The sequence below is a fragment of the Neobittarella massiliensis (ex Bilen et al. 2018) genome (genome assembly GCF_014269355.1).
Taxonomy (GTDB): Bacteria; Bacillota; Clostridia; order Oscillospirales; family Ruminococcaceae; genus Neobittarella; species Neobittarella massiliensis.
Genome location: NZ_JACOGI010000001.1, coordinates 1,540,442 through 1,564,014, shown reverse-complemented (window position 1 = coordinate 1,564,014; position 23,573 = coordinate 1,540,442). Strand labels below are relative to the sequence as shown.

16 protein-coding genes are annotated in these 23,573 nt (G+C 62.1%); 8 read left to right on the top strand and 8 right to left on the bottom strand.

The annotated features are described in order from the left end of the window. The first annotated feature begins 101 nt into the window (after nucleotides 1-101). A complete protein-coding gene (locus H8K20_RS07180; RefSeq protein WP_186487927.1) occupies nucleotides 102-3,230 on the top strand; it encodes a leucine-rich repeat protein in 3,129 nt (1,042 codons plus the stop codon). 357 nt (nucleotides 3,231-3,587) lie between these two features. Beyond that, nucleotides 3,588-4,979, top strand: a complete 1,392-nt coding sequence (locus H8K20_RS07175; protein ID WP_186487926.1) for an MATE family efflux transporter — start codon at nucleotides 3,588-3,590, stop codon at nucleotides 4,977-4,979. 1,528 nt (nucleotides 4,980-6,507) lie between these two features. On the opposite strand, the gene H8K20_RS07170 is transcribed toward H8K20_RS07175, so the two are convergent. Genes H8K20_RS07170 through H8K20_RS07160 form a run of 3 tightly spaced genes read right to left on the bottom strand, consistent with a single transcriptional unit; the run spans nucleotide 6,508 to nucleotide 8,934 of the window. Further along, nucleotides 6,508-6,660 (bottom strand): FeoB-associated Cys-rich membrane protein, encoded by a 153-nt coding sequence (locus tag H8K20_RS07170; protein WP_105205519.1) that lies wholly within the window; start codon nucleotides 6,658-6,660, stop codon nucleotides 6,508-6,510. A 5-nt stretch (nucleotides 6,661-6,665) separates the two neighbouring features. After that, nucleotides 6,666-8,708 carry a ferrous iron transport protein B gene (gene feoB / locus H8K20_RS07165; protein ID WP_186487925.1) on the bottom strand — a complete coding sequence of 681 codons (2,043 nt, stop codon included), beginning with the start codon at nucleotides 8,706-8,708 and terminating at the stop codon, nucleotides 6,666-6,668. 1 nt (nucleotide 8,709) lies between these two features. Further along, nucleotides 8,710-8,934 (bottom strand): FeoA family protein, encoded by a 225-nt coding sequence (locus H8K20_RS07160; protein ID WP_186487924.1) that lies wholly within the window; start codon nucleotides 8,932-8,934, stop codon nucleotides 8,710-8,712. Between the two features lie 1,739 nt (nucleotides 8,935-10,673). On the opposite strand from H8K20_RS07160, the gene H8K20_RS07155 reads away from it, so the two are divergent. The 3 genes from H8K20_RS07155 to H8K20_RS07145 all read left to right on the top strand — a co-directional run bounded on the left by H8K20_RS07155 (nucleotide 10,674) and on the right by H8K20_RS07145 (nucleotide 13,713). Beyond that, nucleotides 10,674-11,258 (top strand): sigma-70 family RNA polymerase sigma factor, encoded by a 585-nt coding sequence (locus tag H8K20_RS07155; protein ID WP_186487923.1) that lies wholly within the window; start codon nucleotides 10,674-10,676, stop codon nucleotides 11,256-11,258. A gap of 93 nt (nucleotides 11,259-11,351) precedes the next feature. Further along, nucleotides 11,352-11,630 (top strand): zinc-ribbon domain containing protein, encoded by a 279-nt coding sequence (locus tag H8K20_RS07150; protein WP_105205524.1) that lies wholly within the window; start codon nucleotides 11,352-11,354, stop codon nucleotides 11,628-11,630. Between the two features lie 379 nt (nucleotides 11,631-12,009). After that, nucleotides 12,010-13,713 (top strand): DEAD/DEAH box helicase, encoded by a 1,704-nt coding sequence (locus H8K20_RS07145; protein WP_243206194.1) that lies wholly within the window; start codon nucleotides 12,010-12,012, stop codon nucleotides 13,711-13,713. Nucleotides 13,714-13,902: 189 nt separating this feature from the next. Here the strand turns inward: H8K20_RS07145 and H8K20_RS07140 are convergent, their stop codons facing one another. After that, the gene (locus H8K20_RS07140; protein WP_186487922.1) at nucleotides 13,903-15,066 is read right to left on the bottom strand and encodes an iron-containing alcohol dehydrogenase; all 1,164 of its coding nucleotides are present in this window, start codon (nucleotides 15,064-15,066) and stop codon (nucleotides 13,903-13,905) included. A gap of 252 nt (nucleotides 15,067-15,318) precedes the next feature. Here H8K20_RS07140 and H8K20_RS07135 point away from each other — a divergent pair, with 252 nt between their 5' ends. After that, the gene (locus tag H8K20_RS07135) at nucleotides 15,319-15,585 is read left to right on the top strand and encodes a hypothetical protein (protein ID WP_186487921.1); all 267 of its coding nucleotides are present in this window, start codon (nucleotides 15,319-15,321) and stop codon (nucleotides 15,583-15,585) included. A 168-nt stretch (nucleotides 15,586-15,753) separates the two neighbouring features. Here H8K20_RS07135 and H8K20_RS07130 read toward each other — a convergent pair whose 3' ends face one another. The 3 genes from H8K20_RS07130 to H8K20_RS07120 all read right to left on the bottom strand — a co-directional run bounded on the left by H8K20_RS07130 (nucleotide 15,754) and on the right by H8K20_RS07120 (nucleotide 18,558). After that, complete coding sequence (locus tag H8K20_RS07130; RefSeq protein ID WP_186487920.1) at nucleotides 15,754-16,383, bottom strand: CatA-like O-acetyltransferase; 630 nt, start codon at nucleotides 16,381-16,383, stop codon at nucleotides 15,754-15,756. Nucleotides 16,384-16,610: 227 nt separating this feature from the next. Continuing rightward, entirely contained in the window at nucleotides 16,611-17,585 is a 975-nt protein-coding gene (locus tag H8K20_RS07125; RefSeq protein WP_186487919.1) for a nucleoside hydrolase, read from the bottom strand. A gap of 43 nt (nucleotides 17,586-17,628) precedes the next feature. Continuing rightward, nucleotides 17,629-18,558: a nucleoside hydrolase gene (locus H8K20_RS07120; RefSeq protein ID WP_105205529.1), complete on the bottom strand. Its 930-nt coding sequence runs from the start codon at nucleotides 18,556-18,558 to the stop codon at nucleotides 17,629-17,631. A 365-nt stretch (nucleotides 18,559-18,923) separates the two neighbouring features. Between H8K20_RS07120 and H8K20_RS07115 the strand changes: the two genes are divergently transcribed. Together H8K20_RS07115 and H8K20_RS07110 are read left to right on the top strand one after the other, a co-directional pair. Continuing rightward, nucleotides 18,924-21,596, top strand: a complete 2,673-nt coding sequence (locus H8K20_RS07115) for a calcium-translocating P-type ATPase, PMCA-type (protein ID WP_186487918.1) — start codon at nucleotides 18,924-18,926, stop codon at nucleotides 21,594-21,596. Nucleotides 21,597-21,774: 178 nt separating this feature from the next. Continuing rightward, the gene (locus H8K20_RS07110; RefSeq protein ID WP_186487917.1) at nucleotides 21,775-22,704 is read left to right on the top strand and encodes a diacylglycerol/lipid kinase family protein; all 930 of its coding nucleotides are present in this window, start codon (nucleotides 21,775-21,777) and stop codon (nucleotides 22,702-22,704) included. A gap of 67 nt (nucleotides 22,705-22,771) precedes the next feature. Here the strand turns inward: H8K20_RS07110 and H8K20_RS07105 are convergent, their stop codons facing one another. Then, nucleotides 22,772-23,437 carry a manganese catalase family protein gene (locus H8K20_RS07105; RefSeq protein ID WP_186487916.1) on the bottom strand — a complete coding sequence of 222 codons (666 nt, stop codon included), beginning with the start codon at nucleotides 23,435-23,437 and terminating at the stop codon, nucleotides 22,772-22,774. Nucleotides 23,438-23,573: the final 136 nt, after the last annotated feature.

The window sequence follows — 23,573 nt, the reverse complement described above, 5'->3', positions numbered from 1 at the left end:
TCCACGGCGCAGCCAGTATCAGCCCATAATGGCCGGCAGCACGGCTCTCCATGCTGCCGGCCCGTACAGCGCCAACACCAGAGAGCACAGAGGGGTCTCCCATGAAAAAGCAGTGGATAAAACGCCTGACCGCGCTCGCACTGTGCGCAGCGATGCTGCTCGCCGGCAGCGCCACCACCTGGGCCGAAAGCGCCGGCGATCTACCCGCCGCGGCCGAAGAGTCCGAGATGTTCTCGGTCTCCGCCTACGGCGACGGGGTCCGTATCGACAGCTTCAGCAGCGCCTATATCCAGTCGCTCACCGCTGCCGAGCGGCAGCATATCGCGGTGGTCATCCCGGCCACCTACCGCGGCCGGCCGGTGCGGGCCATCGGGCGCAAGGCGTTCTCCACCTTCAGCTCTCCCTTCGCCTTTTACGAAGATGTCAACTTCACCTCGCTGGATATGTCCGCCGCCACCGAGCTGCGCCACATCGAGGACTATGCCTTCTACTCCTCCAAAGGCGCCGCCGGCTTTCAGGGGCCGCTGGTCCTGCCGGCCGGCCTGGAGTCCACCGGCTCGTTTTGCTTTGCCTTCTGTTCCGGCTTCACCGGCGACCTGCTGCTGCCCAACAGTCTCACCGACATGGGCGGCTCCACCTTTTACGGTTGCAGCGGCCTAAATGGGGCGCTGCGCCTGCCGCAAGACCCGTCCTTTACCACCGTGGCCGACCAGCTGTTCGACGGCTGCGCCTTTACCGGGCCGCTGGTCATCCCCAGCACCGTCACCAGTATAAAAAAGCACGCCTTTTTGGGCAACCACTTCAGCGGTGCCCTGCAGCTGCCCGCCGGTCTCACCGAGATCGGCGCCGCCGCCTTTTCCGGCTGTAGTTACCTGACCGGCGCGCTGGTGCTGCCGGAAAGTCTCACCGCCGTGGGCGACCAGGCTTTTCAGGATTGCCGCGGTCTTGGCGGTGTGCTGCACCTGCCCGATGCACTGGTGCAGATCGGCAGTCAGGCCTTTTACGGCACCGGCGTGCAAACGGTGTATCTGCCCAATAACGCTGCCACCCAGCTCACAAACGGCGGCTCGGCCTTCAACTCCTGCAGCGCGCTCACCGCCATCGTCTCACCGCCCGACCTCTACACCGCCTACCGCGAAAAGATCACCGCCTCGGCGCCCGGCAAGCTGCTGTCCTACCCGCTGCAGGTGCAGTTCGATACCGGCGCCGCCCCGGTCTCCTGCCTGTTCGGCCGCCCCCTCAATTACCGTCTCGACCCCGCCACCGGCATGTGGGGCCCCGACAGCAGCTATACGCTGCCCTCGGCCGGCGCCGATCCGGCCCCCGGCTACAAAATGGGCTGGCGCTTCGAGCAGAGCAGTGTGCCCGACCGCGACGCCGTCACCCCCAACACGCTGGTCACCGGCGCCACCCTGTACGCCCAGCAGCTCTACAGCTGGCCGTCCATCACCCAGCAGCAGGCCGATATCGACCAGGTCTACGACGGCCAGCCGGTCAAAATGACGATGCAGGCCAGCGGCAGCGCCCCCAGCCCCTACCGGGTGCTCTACTGCTGGTACCGCTTGCAGAGCGACTACACCCTCAAAAACATCAAAAACAGCACCGCCACCAGCTACCCGCTGCAAGAGCCCGGCGACAGCGGCACCTATGTGGTGTACCCCCGCGCCTACGACACCAGCACCGGCAAGATCGGCAAAGTGCTGGGTGAGTTCGAGTTCCGGGTGCAGATCCGCAAGCGCCCCGCCGACCTGCACCCCAGCTGCAGCGCCCGCGGCCAGCTGGAAGACGGCCTGCCCGCCCTGTCTCTGGTCGAGTCGGATACCGCCGGCACCATCAGCTGGGACCCGGACCAGACCCCCGCGCTGGGCAAAAACAGCTACCGCTGGACCTTTACGCCCAGCGACCCGCAGCACGACGAAGGTGCTGCCGGCCAGCTGGAAGTCGAGCTGGTGCAGACCCGCACCATCACCGCCACCGCCGGCGACCACGGCAGCATCAGCCCCGCCGGCCCCAGCGAGGTGGACCTGGGGCAGAGCGGCAGCTACACCTTTTGGCCCGACCCGGGCTACCGGGTAGACAAACTGCTGGTAGACGGCGCGGCGGTGCCAGCGGCAAACAGCTACACCTTTACCGATGTGCAGGCCCACCACACCATCGCCGTGTTTTTCGCCCCGCTGCAAAAACAAGAGGTACAGCAGATGATCGAGGAGCTGCCCCAGCTGCCGCCCGACGCCACGCCCCAGCAGCAGGCCCAGGCCACAAAACAGGTGCTGGAGGCCAAAGTCGCCTATGAAGGGATCTCTGACGGGGGAGGGGAGCTGTCCGACGAGCACACCCAAAAACTCTGTCAGGCGCTGGCCGCGCTGCCCCAGGTGGAGGTGGTGCTCGAGCAGAGCGAGACCGTGCTCTCGTCCCCCAACGCCCCGCTGCTGCTGCGCGCCATGACCGCACAGGAGGCCCGCGCACTGCAGAGCGGCGAGATCACCCACTACCAGGTGGCGCTGGTGGTGGGCCAGCCGTCGGTCGACAGCGCCCAGCAGCAGGCCATCACCCAGGCGCTGGGCAGCTACCGTGAGGGCAGCCGCTACGGCGTCACCGTGCACAAGCGGATGTATAAAAACGACCTGCTGCAGACCGAGCAGATCTCGTCCCTGCCGGCCCCCATACAGCTGGTGCTGGCAGTGCCCGAGCAGCTGCAGGCGCCCCAACAGGTGGGGCGGCAGTTCGCCGTGCTGCGGGTGCACCAGCTGCCCGGCGGCAGCTATACCGCCCAGCTTTTGCCGGCGCACGCCGTCGACGGGCAGCAGATCGCCGTGTATACCGACCGCTTCTCCACCTACAGTCTGGTCTACCGCGACGACCCGCAGCTCTGTCAGGTCACCTTCGTCACCGGCGGTAGCCACATCCCCGGGCAAACGGTGGCCTACGGCGCCAACATCCCCCGCCCGCAGTCCCCGGTGCGCAGCGGCTGGCAGTTTACCGGCTGGTACACCGATCAGGCCGGTACCCGCCGGTGGGATTTTGATGCCGATACCGTCAACGGCGACACGGTGCTCTACGCCGGCTGGACCCAGCAGGCCGCCCCGGCCCCAGATGGCCCTGCACCGGCCGAGCCCGGCAGCCGTCCCGCCGCCACCGGCGACCGCTGTGCCCACCCCATTCTGCCGCTGCTACTGGCGGCACTCGCCGCCCCGCTGTTCGCCGTCTGTCGCCGCCGCTCTGTCCGGTAGCGGCGCCAAAGCGGTAGCCCTGAGTTCCCCCAAAATACAGGCAGCCCTCTCTTGGCAGAGGGCTGCTTTTTTGTCCTAATATTCCGCCGCCCCACTGCCGCCGCCCGGCCGCCTGTCGGCAGGCCCGTCGATCTGCTCTCTGCCGACCGCCAAATGTGCAAGATATGTCGCAAAACGCACAAATATCGCTTTACACCTGCCCGCCCGGTGTGCTATACTAAAAAGGTCTGAAAAGAGACTTTTGTTATAAGGTGTTGCCCTGGCGGGGCTGAGGGCCGCCGGTAGCACTTTCTATTTTTTTGCCTGCCGCCTTTCGGGCCGGCAGCGCGCGCACCACAAAAGAGGAGGAATGTGACCGTGCTCAAATTAAAAGACAAGATCATCACCGACCGCGGCTTTTACAAGGCGCTCATGGCCGTGGCCATCCCCATCGCGCTGCAAAACCTCATCGGCTTTGGCGTCAACATGATGGATACCATCATGCTCGGCCAGCTGGGCCAGGTGCAGCTGTCGGCATCGTCGCTGGCCAACCAGCCGTTTTTCGTGTTCAGCATGTTCTCTTTCGGCTTTGCCGCCGGCGGCTCGGTAATGATCAGCCAGTACTGGGGCAAAGGCGATACCGACGCCATCAGCAAGATCATGGCCATCGGGCTCAAGTTCGTGGCGGTGCTGTCGCTGGTGGTCACCGCGCTGGTGGCCCTTTTTCCCAGCCAGATCATGGGCCTTTTCACCGCCGATAAACAGGTCATCGCCGAAGGGGTGCGCTATTTAAAGATCATCGCCTACTCCTACTTTTTCTACGGGGTCTCCAACTGCTACATCACCTCACTGCGCGGGGTAGAGCAGGTCAAGATCTCGGTGGCCATCTACGGCACCTCGTTTTTTGTCAATGTCATCATCAACTATATCTTCATCTTCGGCAAGTTCGGTGCCCCGGCCATGGGGGTGGCCGGCGCCGCCATCGGTACGCTGGCCGCCCGCGTGTCCGAGCTGGCCATGAGCGTGGTGTACATGGAGTTCTTCGAAAAGCGCACCGGCTTTCGCTTTAAGCACCTCTTTGCCCCCATGGATAAGGCCCTGCTGGGCGACTACGTCAAGACCAGCCTGCCGGTGGCCTTTAACGAGATCGCCTGGGGCTTTTCCACCTCGGTGCACGCGGCCATCCTGGGCCGTATGGGCGCCGCAGTGGTGGCGGCCAACAGCATCGTCAACGTGGTCACCCAGCTGGCGTTCGTGTTCCTGTTCGGTATCGCCAACGCCACCGCCGTACAGATCGGCAAAGCCGTCAGCTCCAAGAGCGAGCACTATGTGCGCCGCATGGCCCACACCATGCAGCTCACCTCGGTGGGCATCGGCATCCTGGGGGCGGCCATCGTGCTGCTCATCAAAAATCCGGTCATCGGGCTGTATAACATCCCCGCCGCCACCGCCAAAATGACCGGGCAGATGATGAGCGCCGCCGCAGTCATGGTGTTCCTCATCTCGCTGGAGGTCATCTCCACCATGGGCGTGCTGCGCGGCGGCGGCGACACCAAGTTCGTCTTTTTTATCGACGTGTTCTTTATCTGGGTGGTCGCCACCCCGCTGGGGGCCTATTTTGGCCTGGTGGCCAAGGTGGCCGCCCCCATCATCTACCTGCTGCTGCGGGTCGATTCGCCCATCAAGGGCATCATCGCCTTTTTCCGCATACGCAGCGGCGCCTGGATGAACAACGTCACCCGCGACCGCAGCGAGGTGCTGGAGCAGTAGCGCCCGGCCCCGGAGCCACCCGCCCTGCCGATATCTAAAAAAGAGGAGCAGTCCCACCAGTTGGGACTGCTCCTCTTTTTCCGCGTTTAAGCAGCGGCTCACCCAACCGCCCGGCGTCCAGACCAGCGCCGAAAACATCTGCCGCCCGATACGGACGCAGCCGCCTTAGCCGCTCGCCCCAGGCGGCAGATGTCCGCCCGGCCCTGCCGGTCACCGCCAAAGGCGTACCACTGTGCGCCCCAAACAGCCCGCGCGTCAAGGCCGCTATAGTCGGTGGCCCGCATGCGCACACAGCGTGGCTGCCGCCGGTCATCGGTAAAGGCGTATCACTGTGTGCCCCAAACAGCCCGCGCGTCAAAACCACTATAGTCGGTGGCCCGCATGCACACACAGCGTGACTGCCGCCAGCCACCGCCAAAGGCATACCACCGGCGTCCCAAGGGGCCCGCGCGTCAAGGCCGCTATAGTTGGTGGTCTGCATGCGCACACAGCGTGACTGCCGCCGACAAGTAGCCCCTTATCGGCGATCCGGGCTCCTTTCCGCCATCGCCGAGAGAGAACTCCCCATCGGCCGCCCCCACTGCTGCCGGTCATCGGCAAAGGCGTATCACTGTGCGCCCCAAACAGCCCGCGCGTCAAGGCCGCTATAGTCGGCGGCCCGCATGCACACACAGCGTGACGGTCGCCGACAAGCAGCCTCTCATCGGCGACCTGGGCTCCTTTCCGCCGTCGCCGGGAGAGAACTCCCCACCGGCCACCCCCACTGCCGCCGGCCACCGCCAAAGGCGTACAACCGGCGCCCCAAACAGCCCGCGCGTCAAGGCCGCTATAGGCGGTGGTCCGCATGCACACACAGCGTGGCTGCCGCCGGCAACCGCCAAAGGCGTACCACTGTGCGCCCCAAAGAGCCTGCGCGTCAAGGCTGCTATAGTCGGTGGCCCGCATGTGTACGCAACGTGGCTGCCGCCGGCAAGCGGCCCTCATCGACGACCTGGGCTCCTGTCCGCCGTCGCCGGGAGAGACCCCCCCACCGGCCGCCCCCACTGCCGCCGGCCACCGGCAAAGGTATACCACTATGCGCCCCAAACAGCCCGCGCGTCAAGACCGCTATAGTCGGTGGCCCGCATGCGCACGCAGCGTGGCTGCCGCCGGCAATCAGCTCCCTATCGGCGATCCGGGCTCCTTTCCGCCGTCGCCGGGAGAGAACTCCCCACCGGCCACCCCCACTGCCGCCGGCCACCAGCAAAGGCGTACCACCGGCGCCCCAAACAGCCCGCGCGTCAAGGCCGCTATAGTCGGTGGTTCGCATGCACACACAGCGTGGCTACCGCCGGCAATCAGCTCCCTATCGGCGACCTGGGCTCCTCTCCGCCGTTGCCGGGGGAGAGCCCTCACCGGCCGCCCCCACTGCCGCCGACCACTTTTTTCAAGGCGTACACGTCTCTCAAAACAGCAGGGCCCGCCGGCGCAAACGCGCGGCGGGCCCTGCTATCATTATTTTGCGGCATGCGATCATTAAGTCACGCAGTCAGCGCCCTTTTTTGCCGTCCGGCGCGGCGTGACCAGCCAGTGGGCAGCTGCCGCAGCTGCACCCCCGGCACCCCTGTGTACGCCGTTTTATCTTGCGGTAGATCACCAGACAGGCATACCCCAGCAGCAAGGCGAGGATCAGCAGTTCCATCTCTCTTACCTCCCCATCACCAGCGCCGCTACCTGGTATACCACAAAGGTCACCGCCCAGGCGGTGCCCAGCTGAAAGGCAGCTACCTGCCACATGCGCTTAAAGCTGCCCATCTCTTTTTTCACCGTGGCCAACGTGGCCGCGCAGGGGATGTACAGCAGGCAAAACAGCATCATGCAAAAGGCGTTGAGCGGCCCAAAGCCGATCTGCCCCAGCGCCGCCGTAAGCGCCGCGCTCTCGGCCGCCGTGGCCGTGCCCTGAATGCCAAAGAGGACGATAAAGCTCGACACCACCACCTCTTTGGCCGAGATCCCGGCGATGAGCGCCACCACCACCTGCCAAAAGCCCAACCCCACCGGGGCCAGCACCGGCACCAGCAGCCGCCCCAAATAGGCGGCAAAACTGACGGTGGCGTCGGCAGTGTAGCCGCTGGGGCCAAAGTTACACAAAAACCACAGCGCGATCGAGGCCACAAAAATGGTGGTCCCCGCCTTGGTCAGGTAGTCTTTCACCTTTTCCCACACGTATATGCGCACCGTGCGGGCGCTGGGCAGCTTGTATTCTGGCAGCTCGATGAGCAGCATGTCAGACTTGGGGGCGCGGTCCCACTTACTCAGTACAAAAGCCACCAAAATGGCCACCAAAATACCGATGAGGTACATCGAGTAGGCCACCAGCATGGCGCAGTCGGGAAAAAATAGACCCGAAAACAGGATGTAGATGGGCAGCCGCGCCGAGCACGACATAAACGGCGTGATGAGCATGGTGCGGTAGCGGTCCTTCTGGCTCTCCAGCACCCGCGAAGCCATCAGCGCCGGTACCGTGCAGCCAAACCCCAAGATCATGGGGATAAAAGCCCGCCCCGAAAGGCCCAGCTTGCCCATCAGGCCGTTCATCACGTAGGTCACCCGCGACATGTAGCCGCTGTCCTCCAAAAAGGCCAGCGCCAAAAACAAGATGAAGATGTTGGGCAAAAACGACAGGATACCGCCCACCCCGGCGATCACCCCATCCACCACCAGCGAGATGACCGTCGGGCTCACCCGCAGCGCGCCCAGACCGGCCGCCGCCCCGTCCGACAGCCATCCCACCGCCATCTCAAAGTAGCCCTTCATCCAGTCACCGATGGTAAAAGTCAAAAAGAACACCAGCGCCATAATGCCCAAAAAGGCCGGTATGGCCCAGATGTTGTGCAGCAGCACCCGGTCTATCTTGTCGGTCAGGGCGGCCTGCTTTTGCTTGCCCATCAGCACCTCGGCGATGATCTCCTCAATAAAGTCGTATTTCTGGTTGATGATGTCGCTCTCATAGCTGCGGTCCAGCACCTGCGGCATATCCAGCGGGTAGCTCTCGGTGATCTCCCGGTCCCGCTCCAGCAGTTTGATGGCGTGCCAGCGGAAGTTTTCTATCTGGGGGTAGCGCGCTTTGAGCGCATCGCTCACCGCGGCGATCTTCTCCTCCAGCTCGTCGCTGTACACCATCGCGTACTGCTCGTGCAGGTGCGAAAATCTGCCGGCGCGGTGGTGGTGCTGCAGCGGCTCCCGCGGCCCGCCGTCCCGGTGATGGGCGATGGTATGGATGAGGATATCCAGCCCGGTGCGCTTCTGGGCCGATACCGGTATCACCGGTACCCCCAGCATCTCCGGCAGCCGGTGCAGGTCTATCTCCATGCCCCGCTTCTGCACGATGTCCATCATGTTGAGCGCCACCACCACCGGCTTGCCCAGTTCCAGCAGCTGCAGAGTCAAATACAGGTTGCGCTCCAGCGAAGAGGCGTCCACCACGTCTACCACCACGTCCACGTCGTCGCTGAGTATGTACCGCCGCGCCACCTGCTCCTCCATGGTGTAAGAAGTCAGACTGTAGGTGCCCGGCAGGTCCACCAGCTGGTAGGTGTGGTCGTGGTAGCGCATGGCGCCCTCCACCTTTTCCACCGTCACCCCCGGCCAGTTGGCCACCTTTAAATGCGCGCCGGTAAAGGCGTTAAACAGGGTGGTCTTGCCGCAGTTGGGGTTGCCGATAAACCCCACTTTCATCTCCTGTTCCATTTTAGCGGGCCTCCTTTACCGTGATCTTGGTGGTGATGTCGCGCCCCACGGCAAAGCGGGTGCCGCGCAGCTCCATCACCGCAGTGCCGCTGCGCTTTTTGCGCAGCAGCGTCACCAGCGTGCCCCGGGTCATGCCCAGCGCCTCCATGCGCTTGTCTATCCCCGTGGGCAGGTCCGCGCGCTCCACCGTGTAAGGCCTCCCTATGGTCCCCTCATCCAGCGTCATATACAAAACTCCTTTTTACACCTGTCCCGCTGTCAAATAGCCCCGCCGGTACCTCTGGCCCCGCCGAGACAAAATGTTAACGACAGCTAACTGTTTTGATTATAGCAGCATTTCAAAAAAAAATAAACTCTAAACAGACAAAATTTTGCGCCCCCATAACTGCACCGCCCGCCCCACCACTTTCTGCCACGCCCCTATATATAAAGAAAGATACCCCCGCGCCCCGCCCAAATAGGGGAGCCCCCCCTGAAAAAGATACATCTGTGTTCCCCCCGACCCCCCCAAGTCCCCAATCCACCCAAGTCCCCGACCCACCCAAGTCCCCAGCCTACCCAAGCCCCCGACCCATCCAATCCCCCAACCCATCCAAGCCCCCAACCCACCCAAGTCCCCAACCCACCCAAGTCCCTGACCCACCCAAGTCCCCAACCTACCCGAGTCCCCAACCCATCCAAGCCCCCAACCTACCCAAGTCCCCAACCCACCTAGTCCCCAACCCACCCAAGTTCCCAGCCCATCCAAGCCCCCGACCCATCCAAGCCCCCAACCTACCCAAGTCCCCGACCCATCCAAGTCCCCAACCCATCCAAGTCCCCGACCCATCTAAGTCCCCAACCCACCCAAGTCCCCAACCCATCCAAGACCCCAACCCACCCAAGTTCCCAGCCCATTCAAGTCCCCAACCCATCCAAGTCCCCGACCCATCTAAGTCCCCAACCCACCCAAGTCCCCAACCCATCCAAGTCCCCAACCCACCCAAGTTCCCAGCCCATTCAAGTCCCCAACCCACCCAAGTCCCCAGCCTACCCAAGCCCCCAATCCACCCAAGACCCCAACCCACCCAAGACCCCAACCCACCCAAGTCCCCAATCCACCCAAGCCCCTGACCCACCCAAGTCTCCAATCCACCTAGGCCCCAACCCACCCAAGCTCCCAATCCATCCAAGTCCCCAACCTATCCAAGGCCCCAACCCACCCAAGACCCCAACCCACCCAAGCTCCCAATCCATCCAAGTCCTCAACCCACCCAAGGCCCCAACCCACCCAAGACCCCAACCCACCCAAGCTCCCAATCCATCCAAGTCCTCAACCCACCCAAGTCCCCAACCTACCCGAGTCCCCAATCCATCCAAGTCCCCAGCCTACCCAAGCCCCCAACCCACCCAAGTCCCCAATCTACCCAAGACCCCGATCCATCCAAGTCCCCGACCCATCCAAGTCCCCGACCCATCCAAGTCCCCGACCCATCCAAGTCCCCGACCCACCCAAGTCCCCAACCCATTCAAGTCCCCGTCCCACCCAAGTAACCTACCCGAGTCCCCAACCCATCCAAGCCCCCGACCAGTTCATACCCCCAACGCATCCAATTTCCAATACGCTACCCATCTGGCAGTACCTGTCAGCATTCGGCATTGCCTGTGCACTTTGTCTCCAAAGTCCGCCCGTACCGTCCGCAATTGCCCATTTTGGGCCTGAATTTACAATTTCGTAACATTTTCAGACCCGCTCAAATAGCGCGGTCCGGCCCATTTTGCTGCCGCTTTTACCACCGCCGCACAAATTTTCTGCACAGCCGGTGATGATCGCCATCCACCGCCCGCCGCACCACTGCGCAGAGGCGACAAATATCCGTGATTTTCAGCAAAAGATACAATTTTTAAAATCAAAAAACGCTCTTGACAGAACAGGTTTTATAATGTACGATGATATCGTCGACAGCAGATGCGGAGAATCAGTCTATGGCACCAGTGCAAAAAGCGTTTACCACCCAGCAGGAGGCATCGCTTTTCTATGCCGCCCGGCAGGGCAGCAGCAAGGCGATGGATCAGCTCATCAGCAGCTATATGCCGCTGGCGGTCTTTCTGGCTAGCCGCATCTCTGGGGTAGAGCGCGACGACCTGGTACAAGAAGGTCTGGTCGCCCTGCTGTCTGCTGTGCGCGGTTTCGACGAGGGGCGGGGCATCCGCTTTGCCACCTACGCCGGCCACTGCATCGAAAATGCCATGATCACCGCGCAGCGCCGCCAACTGGCCAAAAAGCGGGATGGCGACGGCCATCTGTCTTTTGACGATGCCGAGACCAGTCAGGCCGCGCTCGCCCAGCCCGATGTGGGCGACCCGCAGCAGATCGTCGACCAAAAAGAGCACATCCGCCTGCTCATGCAGCAGGTAGATACCCAGTTATCACCGCTGGAAAAACAGGTGGTCCTACTTCGCCTGGATGGGTACAGTTATAAAGCTATTTCCGACATGTTGGAAAAACCGGAAAAGTCTATCGATAACGCCCTGACCCGAGTGCGGAAAAAATTGAGATATGCCCAGTAGCTCAGGGTGAGCGTTTAGACATCTAAAAAGATCGGTTCAATTCCGGTACGGGGCCAAACAATTCATTTTTATTTTCCAAAGTGAGGTACCAACATGTTCGAAGACAAGACCTTAGTGTGCAAAGAGTGTGGCAACGAGTTCGTGTTCACCGCCGGTGAGCAGGAGTTCTACGCAGAGAAAGGCTTCGAGAACGAGCCCCAGCGCTGCAAAGATTGCCGCGACGCCAGAAAGAAAAACCTGAGAGGCCCCAGAGAGATGTTCGACGCCGTTTGCGCTTCCTGCGGTGCAGAGTGCAAAGTTCCCTTCCAGCCCCGCGAGGACCGTCCTGTCTACTGCAGCGATTGTTTCGCCCGCATGAGAGGCGAGCAGTAAGCTCTATCTGAGACGACCAAAAGACCTGCCCACCGGGCAGGTCTTTTTTTGATCTGGTAGAGTTTCATATATGAGCGTTTCTCCTGTTTCGCTTATACCTCAAAGCGGTGCTTTGACAAAAGCCCGGCTTTCTGGTATAGTAGAGAGACCATACAGTTCTAGAGCGTGTGACTTTTGCTGAAAAGCGGCCCAATGGCCGTACAGGATAAGACAGTTTGGCGGGAACGGCGTGTACGTTCCCGCCTTTTTATGCCCATTGCCGGGCAGGCTGAAAACAGGAGCGGGCCCTAAGTGCCCGCAGTCTGTGCCGGCGCGGTTGGGGGCACCTTGCTGTCTTTTGCGCGCTGTAGCACACAAAAGACAGTGAAACGAGGTTTTTATGAACGAGATTTTATTTGCCGACCTGGGCCTTTCGCCCGAAGTACTGCGCGCCGTCGAGGAGATGGGCTTTACCGCCGCCACCGACATTCAGGCCCAGTCCATACCGCTGCTGCTGGCTGGCCGCGACGTGATCGGCCGCTCCCAGACCGGCACCGGTAAAACGGCCGCCTTCGCCATCCCCGCCATCGAGCAGATCGAGACAACCGGCGAGCTGGCCACCGCCGTACAGGTGCTCATTTTATGCCCCACCCGCGAGCTGGCCATGCAGGCCTGCCAAGAGGTGGAGAAGCTGGCCGTACACAAGCCGGGCGTGCGCCCGGTAGCGGTGTACGGTGGCGCTCCCATCGAGCGGCAGATCGTAAAGCTCAAGCGGGCCAACATGGTCATCGGCACCCCCGGCCGGGTGATGGACCACATCCGCCGCCGCACCCTGAAGCTCCAAAACATCCGCACCGTAGTGCTCGACGAGGCCGACGAGATGCTCAACATGGGCTTTCGCGAAGACATCGAGGAGATCCTGCAGTACGTGCCCGAGCAGCGGCAGACGGTGCTGTTTTCCGCCACTATGCCCCCGCCCATCCTCGAGCTGACCGGCCGCTTTCAAAACGACCCGCAGATGGTGCAGATCAACAAAAAGCAGGTCACGCTCGACAGCATCAAGCAGCTGTTTTTCGAGGTGCCCATGGGCCGCAAGCAGGATGCGCTCAATCTGGTGCTGCGCTACTACGCGCCCCGCAGCACCATCGTGTTTTGCAACACCAAGCGCATGGTCGACGAGCTGGTAGAGTACTTAAACGACCACGGCTTTAAGGCGGTGGGCCTGCACGGCGACATGAAGCAGTCCCAGCGCACCCAGGTGATGGAGCAGTTCAAAAAGGGCCGCAGCACGCTGCTCATCGCCACCGATGTGGCCGCCCGCGGCATCGATGTCGACGACCTCGACGCGGTGGTCAACTACGATCTGCCCCAGCAGAGCGAGTATTATGTGCACCGCATCGGCCGCACCGGCCGTGCCGGCAAAAGAGGTAAGGCCTTCTCCATCGTCAGCGGCCGGCGCCAGGTGTTCGCCCTAAAAGATATCGCCCGCGCCACCCGCTCGCAGATCGAGCAGCGCCCGGTGCCCACCCCCGAAGAGATCGGCGAGGCCCGCCGTGAAAAGCAGCTCAAAAAGATCGAAAAGCGGCTGGCCGCCCCCGAGGAGCGCACCATGCTGCCGGTAGTCGAGCAGCTCGTCGAGCACGGCTACGAGTTGAGCGATATCGCCGCCGTGGCGCTCGAGATGCTCTTTAGCAAAGACAAGCGGGTGCTGCCCCAGGTGGTGCGCAGCGGTATGCCCGGCCCCGGCCGCGACATTAAGGGCGGCGACCGCCGCCCAGTGGGCCGCATCGCCATCGATATCGGCCGCGACGCCCATATCGCCCCCAACTTTTTGGTGGGTGCCATCGCCGAGCGCACCGGCCTCATCGGCAAAGAGATCGGCAAGATCGAGATATTCGATTCCCGCTCGGTAGTCGAGGTGCCGCTGGCCCGGCTCGACGAAGTAGTCGAGCAGATGCAGGGCTGTAAGATCGCCGGCCGCGCCACCCACACCCGGGTGTATACCGACCGCCCCCGCAAAGACCGCCCCCGTTTCGACGACCGGCGCAGCCCCCGCCCCCGCAGCCGCGGCAGCCGGCAGGGTTTTGTCCCCAAAAAGAAATAGCGGCCTCTCAAAACTAAAAAAAGAGCACCTGCCCGCCGCACGGCGAGCAGGTGCTCTTATATTTCTCTATGCCGGTTTTCTCTGCCTATTCCCAAAAAGCAGTGGGGGAGACCACCCCGGCAGATACTGCTGTGCATACCAGTACGGCGCCGCATAGTCCGGCGGTTGGGCCAGCAGCGGCGCTGCGGCCTACAGCGAGGCGCGGTAGATAGCCAAAATGTCCTCGTAGCGCAGCGGCACAAAGGTCCCTGTAGCCAGCAGCGGCGCTGCCTTGTGGGCCATCTCTTCCAATCTGCTCCCGTCGATGCCCACCTCGCCCAGCGTGCCGGGCAGACCCAGGTCCTCTTTAAAAAAGCGGCGGGTGTTGTCGATCGCCATCCGGGCAATGTCCGCCTGGGGCAGATCCCGGTCGATGCCCCACACCTCGGTGCCGTAGACGGCCAGCGCGTCGGCCCGGCCGCTGCGCAGCACGTGCTCCATCCAGGTCGGGGTCAGGATGGCCAGCCCCGCTCCGTGGGTGATATCGTAAAAGGCGCTCAGCTCGTGCTCCATAGCATGTACCGACCAGGCCACCTCGGCCCCGTACGAGAGCAGGTTGTTGATGGCCAGGCTCGAGGTCCACATCAAATTGGCGCGGGCCTCGTAGTCGTCCGGCTGGGCCAGCGCTATCGGCCCGTAGTGGATGCAGCTGCGCAGCAGTCCCTCACAAAAACGCGCCTGTACAAACGCGCCCTGCACACCGGTAAAGTAGCTCTCTAAAATATGGCTCATAATGTCGGCAGTGCCGCAGGCGGTCTGCCACTTCGATACGGTGTAGGTGTAGGTGGGGTCGAGCACCGAGAACTTGGGCCGCATATCCGGGTGGTGGGTGCCCAGTTTTTCGTGGGTCTGCAGGTTGGTGATCACCGCGCCGCAGTCCATCTCCGACCCGGTAGCCGCCAGCGTCAGCACCGAGGCCACTGGCAGCACATGCACGATCTTTGTCGCATCCAGCACGATATCCCAGGTGTCGCCGGGGTAACTCACACCGGCGGCCACCACCTTGGCGCAGTCGATCACGCTGCCGCCGCCCACTGCCAGCACCGCCTGAATGTCGCCGGCGCGGCACAGCTCCACGCCCCGCTTCACCGACTCGATGCGGGGGTTGGGCTCAATGCCCGCAAGTTCGGTCACGGCGATACCGGCCTGCTGCAGCTGCTCGAGCACCTGCTGGTACAGGCCGCTCTTTTTAATGCTGCCGCCGTAGCACAACAGTACCCGGCTTCCCAGCGCGCGCATCTGCGCCCCCAGATTCTGTATCTGCCCCCGCCCAAACAAAATGGTCGTGGGGATAGAGTAGGTAAAGTTTTGCACAATAAGTCCCTCCTTCGATCGGGTCCAAATGATCTGTCCACTGCCAGTATAGCAGAATCGTGGCCGCCGTAAAAGGTACCTGGGCCACCATCTGTTTGCGCGCAGTTGCCCACTTGGGGAAAAGTTAAATTTTACACAGCTTTTACCTGTTCTTGATAGCGGCCATACCAGCCGCTTTTATCCGCTTGCTATACTGAAGGTACAGACGAGACGGCACACCGCCGGCTCGTGCCACCAGAGGAGGAAAGACCTATGCGCCCCAAAACGAGGATCCGCTACACCACCCGCGGCGACATCGTGCGGGTGGATCAGATCGATGGCCGGCACTATCCGGTGCTGGCGTTCTGCACTGCCGACGGCCGGCAGATCACCAGTCGGGTGCGCACCTCACTGCCGCTCGAGCAGGTGCTTAATCCGCGGTTGACCCAGCGCTTTCTGCAGCGCCCGCTGCCTATTTGTAACGTGCTGGTGCGCTACTGCCCCGGCGACCCCTGGGACTTCTACGCCGCCTATCTGTAAGGCGGGCGCCCAGTGGTAGTCCTTCTAAAAAACAGGCCAAACATAAAACGAGACGGCAGTGCCGTCTCTTCTCATAAACCACAAGCGGGCAGGCCCGGCGGATCGATCCGCCGGGCCTGCCCGCTTTATACCGTTTGGTATGTAGGGCCGCGCTGCCGCACAGGCCCGTTACAGGCTGTCAATGTACTGCTGCACCCAGTCGATGTACTTGGCCACATGGTACCCGGCCATCAGCGCGTGACTCACCTGGACCGAAAAGGGCAGCAGCGTGCGCCCGTTCTGCACAAAATATTTGCCCCACGATACCTGCGGCACACAGCTCTCGGGGTCCAGCGAGATGGTGTGCCCCAGATCGGTAAACGAGATCCAGGGCAGGCAGGTGATGAATATCATGTCGTCCGGCTCCGGTTCCCGGGGCAGCATCTGCTGTTGGCTGGCCGAGGCCTCTTTGGCCCGGCGGCAAAACTGCTCCATACTCAGGCCGTGATGGCCCACCGAGCGGACCATCTTAAAAAGCCCGCCCTCGCCGGCAACATCGGTAAAGCCGGGATGCAGGTAGTCGTGGACGATGACCCGGTCCGGACCCCGGGTGCGGTAGCGAAACTCCTCGATCTCGTCGGTGCCCCGCATGGCCGCGTAGATCATAGCGGGGTAGAAGGGGAGGCCCCGCTCTTTGGTGTACCGCAAAAAGTGGGTCACATCGATGTTGACGCAGATGTGAAACATCTGAAAGTCCATCTGCCGAAAAAAGCGGTAGTGTTCCTGAAAGGGCCAGCTCGCCAGGTCCAATTCACGCATAACATGTCCTGCCTTTCCTGTTTTTCTGTGAGGTCTGCCGCCTCATCGCGGCAAAGAGCCGCGGCCGGGTATTCTGCCCGCTGCCGCGGCTCTCTCTTGTCTTTTTGGTCTGTCGCCGATCGGCGTCTTTCCGGCGGTGCCCATGCGGCGCCGGCGTCGATATAGGCGATTAAACGCCCTGCCTGTACCGCGCTCTTTTGGGCCTGCACACGCCGGCAGCCGAGCCGTTAGCCCAGCTTTTTCAGGGCGTCGGTGAGCAGGTCCACATAGGCCTGCCGGTCCACTTTGGTGACTACGTAGCAGTTTTTCACAAACTCTTTGTGTTGGGTCTGATAGTAGCGGGAGATCGAGCCCTCGTTGGTGCGCATATCGGCCACCGTCTGCCCGCGGGTAAACTGCCCCACCAGATCCACCTCCACATAGGTGTGGAAAGTCTCGTAGATAGAGGGATCGATCAAGTAGGCCACCGCATGGGCGTCACAGATATTGTAGCTGCTAAAGCCCCGATCTTTCGAGCTCAGCTTGTAAAAATCCATCAGTTCACCGGCAAAGTTGCCGGCATTGGTGCCCAGCTCGCGCCATACCTGAATGTCGTCATCACTCACCCGGGCCGAGCCGGTCGAGCCGATGGAGTGCATGATCACCGGTATCCCGCTGGAAAACACCACCTGGGCGCTCTCGGGGTCTACAAAGATGTTGTATTCGGCGCTGGGGGTCACGTTGCCCGAAAATACCGACCCACCCATGATGGAGATGCGCTCGATCTTTTGGGTCAGCTCGGGATAGCACAAAATAAAGGCGGCGATGTTACACAGCGGGCCCAGCGGCGCCAGCGTCACTTTCTCTTCGCTCTCCCGCACGATCTTGGCCATCAGGTCCACTGCGTGCATCTCTACCGGCTGGCAGGCCGGCGGGCCAAACACCGGGCCGTCAAGACCCGATTCGCCGTGTACCTTGATGCCGCCGCTGCGGTCCAGCGGCTGCAGCATGGGCTTGCCGATACCTTTGGCCACCGGTATGTCGGTGCGGCCCAGCAGGGTTAGAATGTTCAGGGCGTTTTGAGTGGTGTTTTCCACCGTGGAGTTGCCGCACACGGTGGTGATGGCCTTTACGTCCAGCTTGTCGCTCGAGAGCGCCAACATAATGGCAAAGGCGTCGTCATGGCCGGGGTCGGTATCGATAATGAGCGGTATCTTGCGCATAAAACTTTACTCCTTTCAGTGCCCGCAGTGGGGCCGGACGGGCCTAGCCGCAGTAGTGGGTAAACATCTCTCTGAACATCTCGAAGAACAGCACCCGGTCGGAGGTGATGGCCACCTTTACCTTGGGCCGCTCGTCGCCGTCGCCAAAATAGCGGTAGGAGCCGTTTTTGTCGCAGATGGTAGCGCCCCAGGTCAGCGGGGAGCGGGTCTCGATCTCCACGCCGTACTCGGCCCACTCGGCAAAGCGGTCATCCATAATGGCCGCCACCGTCACCGCGTCGCAGAAGGGGTACCCGCCGCGAAATTCCACCAGATCAGTGCACACCGCGCGCACGTCGCTGTCCAGGCACTCGGGCATCAGCTTGAGCATATCCTCTTTGGTCATGGCGCAGGGGGCCAACGCATTGAGGCCTACCATCACGATGGGGATGCCGGTGTCAAATACGATCTTGGCTGCGTGGGGGTCGTGATAGATGTTGGCCTCGCCAAACGGGGACATGTTGCCCTCTTCGGTGGTGCCGCCCATCACCGTGATCTGTTTGATCATCCCCTTTAAGTCGGGGTATTTAAAAAAGGCGATGCCCAGATTGGTGAGCGGGCCCACCGCAATGAGCTCCAGCTCGCCGCCGGCCTTAACTGCCTCCTGGTAGATCACGTCCCAGGCGCGGTACTCGTCGAGCTCTACGCCGGTGGTGTCCAGAGTGATGTTGCCAAGTCCGGTGGGGCCGTGGCCGCTGTGGATATCCAGCGCCTTGATCATGTGCCGGGGCGAGCCCTGGGCCAGCCGCACCCCGTGCATGTTAAACAGCTTGTAGATGCCTTTGGCGTTGCGGGTCACCGCCTCCAGCGTCTGGTTGCCGGGCACGGTGGTCACCGCCTTGATGTCAAACTGGTCGCTCGCGTTTAAGAGCATCCAGGCAAAGAAATCGTCTACGCCGGGGTCGGTGTCAAAGATCACGGGTCGCTTGTTCATTAACTGCACCTCCAAATGTACACAGAAAAAGCGGCTGGCCGCCCCGGCTCTCTCTGCGGGGAGGCGGCTGTTCGCTCTGCCAATATACCCCTATCATATCACAGTTTTTTTGGGACTTCATTATATAAAAGACAGAAAAAAGCAGCAAACGCCTGTGTAAAACGCATAGACACTGGCGGGCAGGCAGCAGGTGGGCAGTCTGCCGACACGCTGGCGGATCACCGGACCGGCGCCAAATGCGGACGAGCAGGCATAACCGGCGGTGGCCTTTTCATAAGATGGGGTATGGACACGCTGTGGGCGCAGCCCTACAGTGCAGAAACTAGGGAAGCCCGGTAGGCCGGGTATAAAATGGAGGGACAGTCATGATCGCATCGAGGAGCTACCTGAACCGGGGCCTCACGCCTCAGCAGGTGTCTGCGTCCCGGCAGAAATACGGCGGGAACACCTTGACCGAGATGAGCCGCAAAGGCTTTTTCGGCCAATTTATCCAGAGCTTCGGCGACCCCATCATCAAGGTGTTGCTGGCGGCGCTGTGCATCAACGTGGTGTTTTTGTTCCGGGATTTCGACTGGTACGAGACCGTGGGGATCGCTATCGCCATCTTTTTAGCCACCTTTGTCTCCACCTTGTCCGAGTACGGCAGCGAGTCGGCGTTCGTCAAGCTGCAGCAAGATGCCGCCAAGATCAGCTGCCGGGTGCGCCGGGCGGGTATGGTCGTCGAGGTGCCCATCGGCGAAGTGGTGGTGGGCGACATCGTGCTGCTGCAGGCCGGCGAGCGGCTGCCGGCCGACGGGGTGCTGATCACCGGCAAGCTGCAGGTCGATCAGTCGGCCCTAAACGGCGAGAGCAAAGAGGCCGAAAAGCTGCCCATCACCGGCGGCTACACCTGGTCGCAGCAGGTCGACTTTTTAGATAAGGGGCGGCTGTTTCGCGGCAGCATCGTCACCTCTGGCGAGGGCTGTATGGAGGTCCGCGCCGTGGGCGACAGCACCTTCTACGGCAGCATGGCCCGCGAGGTGCAGGAGGAGACTCGCGAGAGCCCGCTGCGGCTGCGGCTGGGCAAGCTGGCCGGTATCCTCTCCCGGCTGGGCTACTGTGCGGCGGCGCTGGTGGCCACCGCCGATTTGTTCAACGCCTTTGTGCTCGACAATAACTTCTACTGGCCCGAGATCTTGCAGACGCTGCAGTCTCCCCATCTGGTAGTGGCCCACCTGCTGCACGCGATCACGCTGGCCATCACCGTGGTGGTGGTGGCGGTGCCCGAGGGGCTGCCCATGATGATTACCGTCGTGCTCTCCTCCAATATGCGGCGCATGCTGGGTGACCACGTGCTGGTGCGCAAGCTGGTGGGCATCGAGACTTCCGGCAGTCTCAACATCCTTTTCACCGACAAGACCGGCACTCTCACCAAGGGTCAGCTGGAGGTGGTGCGCTTTTTGGCCGGCGACGGCGAGGAGTACACCAGCGCCGCTGCCCTGCAGGGCCAGACCGGCCTGTGGGAGCTGGTGCGGCTGTGCGCCGGCTACAACACCGGCAGTCAGCTCTCGGGCGGCCGGGCACTGGGGGGCAACGCCACCGATCGGGCGCTGCTGGATTTTATCGCTGCCCAGGGCCCGCAAAAGGGGTATACCCGCAGCGCGGTCGTGCCGTTCGACAGCGCCCGCAAATACGCCGCCTGTAGGGTCAGCGGCCCTAAAAACCTGTATCTCGTCAAAGGTGCGCCCGAAAAATTGCTGGCAAACTGCACCCGCTACTACGATGCCACCGGTACCGCCCAGCCGCTGCGCCGCGAGAGCACGCTGCGCCTGCGCATCGGCGAGATGACCAGGCGGGCGGTACGGGTACTGGCTCTGGCCACCTCCGACGCCCCGGTGGACGAGAGCGGCGTGCCGTCTGGACTCACGCTCATCGGCCTGGTGGGTATCCGCGATGAGGTGCGCCCCGAGGCCAAAACGGCGGTGCGCCAAATACAGCGGGCCGGGGTGCAGGTGGTCATGATCACCGGCGACAACCGCGACACCGCTGCCGCCATCGCCGCCGAGGCCGGTCTGCTGGGCAAAAGCGAGGCCGACACCGCCGTGATCGACAGCGCCCAGCTGGCGGCCATGAGCGACAGCGAGGTCAAGCGCCGGCTGCCGGGGCTGCGGGTGGTGGCCCGGGCCCTGCCCACCGACAAGAGCCGGCTGGTACAGCTGGCCCAGTCCTGCGGGCTGGTGGCCGGTATGACCGGCGACGGCATCAACGACGCCCCAGCCCTCAAGCGGGCCGATGTGGGCTTTGCCATGGGCAGCGGCACCGAGGTGGCCAAAGAGGCGGGGGACATCGTCATTCTCAACGACAACATCGCCTCTATCGGCCGGGCCATCCTCTACGGGCGCACCATTTTCGAGAGCATCCGCAAGTTCATCGTCTTTCAGCTCACCATGAACCTGTGTGCGGTGGGGGTGTCTATCATCGGGCCGTTCATCGGTATCGACACCCCGGTAACGGTGATGCAGATGCTGTGGATCAATATCATTATGGATACGCTGGCCGGTCTGGCCTTTGCCGGCGAGCCGCCGCTGGATGAGTATATGGAGCAGCCGCCCAAGCGCCGCGACGAGCCCATCCTGAACCGCGCTATGGCCGGGCAGATCCTGTGGATGGGGCTCTATACCGTCGGCCTGTGCGTGGCCTTTTTAAAGGTGGAGCGGGTGCGGCCGCTGTTTCGCTTCGCCACCGACCCCATCTACTTCCTCACCGCCTTTTTTGCCCTGTTCATCTTCTCGGGCATCGCCAACTCCTTTAATGCCCGCACCCACCGCCTCAACCTCACCGCCCATCTGGGCAAGAACCCGGCTTTTATCACCATCATGGCCGCGGTGTGCGCCATACAGATGCTGCTCATCTACTTCGGCGGCAGCATGTTTCGGGTGGCCGGCCTGCAGTTTAAAGAGCTGGTGAGCATTTTGCTGCTGGCCCTGACGGTGGTGCCGGTAGACATGCTGCGCAAGCTGCTGGTCCGCGCCGCCCGCCGCCGGTCTGCCCGCAACTGATCTTTCCTGCGGGCCTCTATCTCCCTGCAAAGAGCAGAAGAGACGGCACAAATTGCCGCCTCTTCTGCTCTTTGTGGCGGATACCTCTGTAAAGGATACAGAGCCCACCTCTTTTATATTGCCAAACGCCCCCGACTCCTGTAGGATAGAAAAGAGCAAACGAGGGGAGCTTTTTATCATGCGCACCATGCACACCGCATTTATCATCAATCCCGTCGCGGGCCGGCAAAACGCCACCGAGCACATCCGGCAGATGATCGCCAGCGAGGGGTTGGACCCGGCTGCCGTCAAGCTGTACATCACCCGCCGATCCGGCGACGCGCAGGAGATCACCGCCCGTCTGGGCCAGCGGGGAGAGCCCTGCCTGGTGTTTGCCTGCGGCGGCGACGGCACGCTCAACGAAGTGGTGAACGGCGCTTTTGGCTACCCGTGTCTCACGGTGGGGGTGCTGCCTTTTGGCACCGGCAACGACTTTATCGCCGCCTTTACCAGCCTGGACGCCGCCCGCGACCTGGGCCGCCAGCTGGCCGGTGAGGACCGCCTGGTCGACCTCATCCAGGTAAATGGCCGGGTGGCCTGCAACCTGTGTTCCTGCGGGTTCGATGCCGATGTGGCCTATCAGGTGGGGGCGTTCAAACGCCTGCCCTTCGTCGGGGGCGCTATGGCCTATATCCTGTCGGTACTGTGGCGCCTGCTGCGCAAAATGCCTATGCAGGTCCAGTGCACCGTCGACGGCCGGCAGGTGTTCTCCGGCAGCTGTACACTGGCGGCCATCGCCAACGGCCGCAGTTACGGCGGCGGTTTTTTGGCCGCGCCCCACGCCGATCTTGCCGACGGCCAGCTGGAGCTGGTGCTGGTAAAAAAGGTGGGGCGGCTCAAATTTTTGCAGCTGGTGGGCAGCTACCGCAAAGGGCTGCACATCCAAAACGGGCAGGTGGGAAAAGAATACGCCCAGCTGGTCGAGGCCCACAGCGCCCGCAGCTGCACCATCACCGCCAGCACGAAAATGCCGTTCGTGCTCAATATCGACGGCGAATGCGCCCCGGTGACCGAGGCCACTTTTCAGGTGCTGCCGGGGGCGCTGCGGGTGCGGGTGCCGGCCCGCTAGTATAGGCGTGCACACCGGGTTATGTAAAGGGCCGCGCGCACGGCCCCTTTTTGTGTGTTCCCGCTCTCTACTCAAATTTGGGCGGTTTGCCGGCCACCTGGCTCAGGTCGCTCTGGGGAGATGGCTCCGACATGCTAAAATACATCTTCGCCGCCTTGGTGGTGCCAAAATCCCGGTTGGAGCCGGTATCCTGCACCTTGTTGAAGGCCTCCCTGAACATGGCGTTGTGGGCCTCTTCGCGATTGAGTAGAAAATCGATGGTCTCGCGCACCTTTTTGTCCTCGATCTGGCGGTACAGGTACTCGTATACCACCTTGGCCCGCTGTTCCGAAGCGATATTCGAGAGCAGATCGGCGCACAGATCGCCGGTCACCGTCACGTAGTCGCCGGTCCAGGAGTAGCCCGAGGCGTTGATAAGGCCCGGGTTGAGCCCCAATATCACGTGCGACTGGATCTCGCCAGCGCCCACCGCGGCATAGTCTACATCGTGGCCGTTGAGCATGCTGATCGTCGTCGCCACCATCTCCATGTGGCCCAGCTCCTCGGCTGCGATGTCCAAAAACAGGTCTTTGATCTCGGGGTCCTTGATGCGAAAGCTCTGGGACATGTACTGCATAGCCGCTTTCAACTCGCCGTTACCGCCGCCCAGCTGCTCCTGCAGCAGAACTGCGTACTGGGGATTGGGCTTTTCCACCTGTACCGGGTGAAAGAGCATCTTTTCGTGTTTGAACATTGCGGTCGCCTCCATTTATATTTGAGTATACCTAAATTGTGCCCACGGTCCTCAAAACCCATACGCCGGGCAGCAAATTTGCCCACCGACCGCCCTTCTAAACGCCGCTATGCGGGTATTTTTGTATAAATTGTTA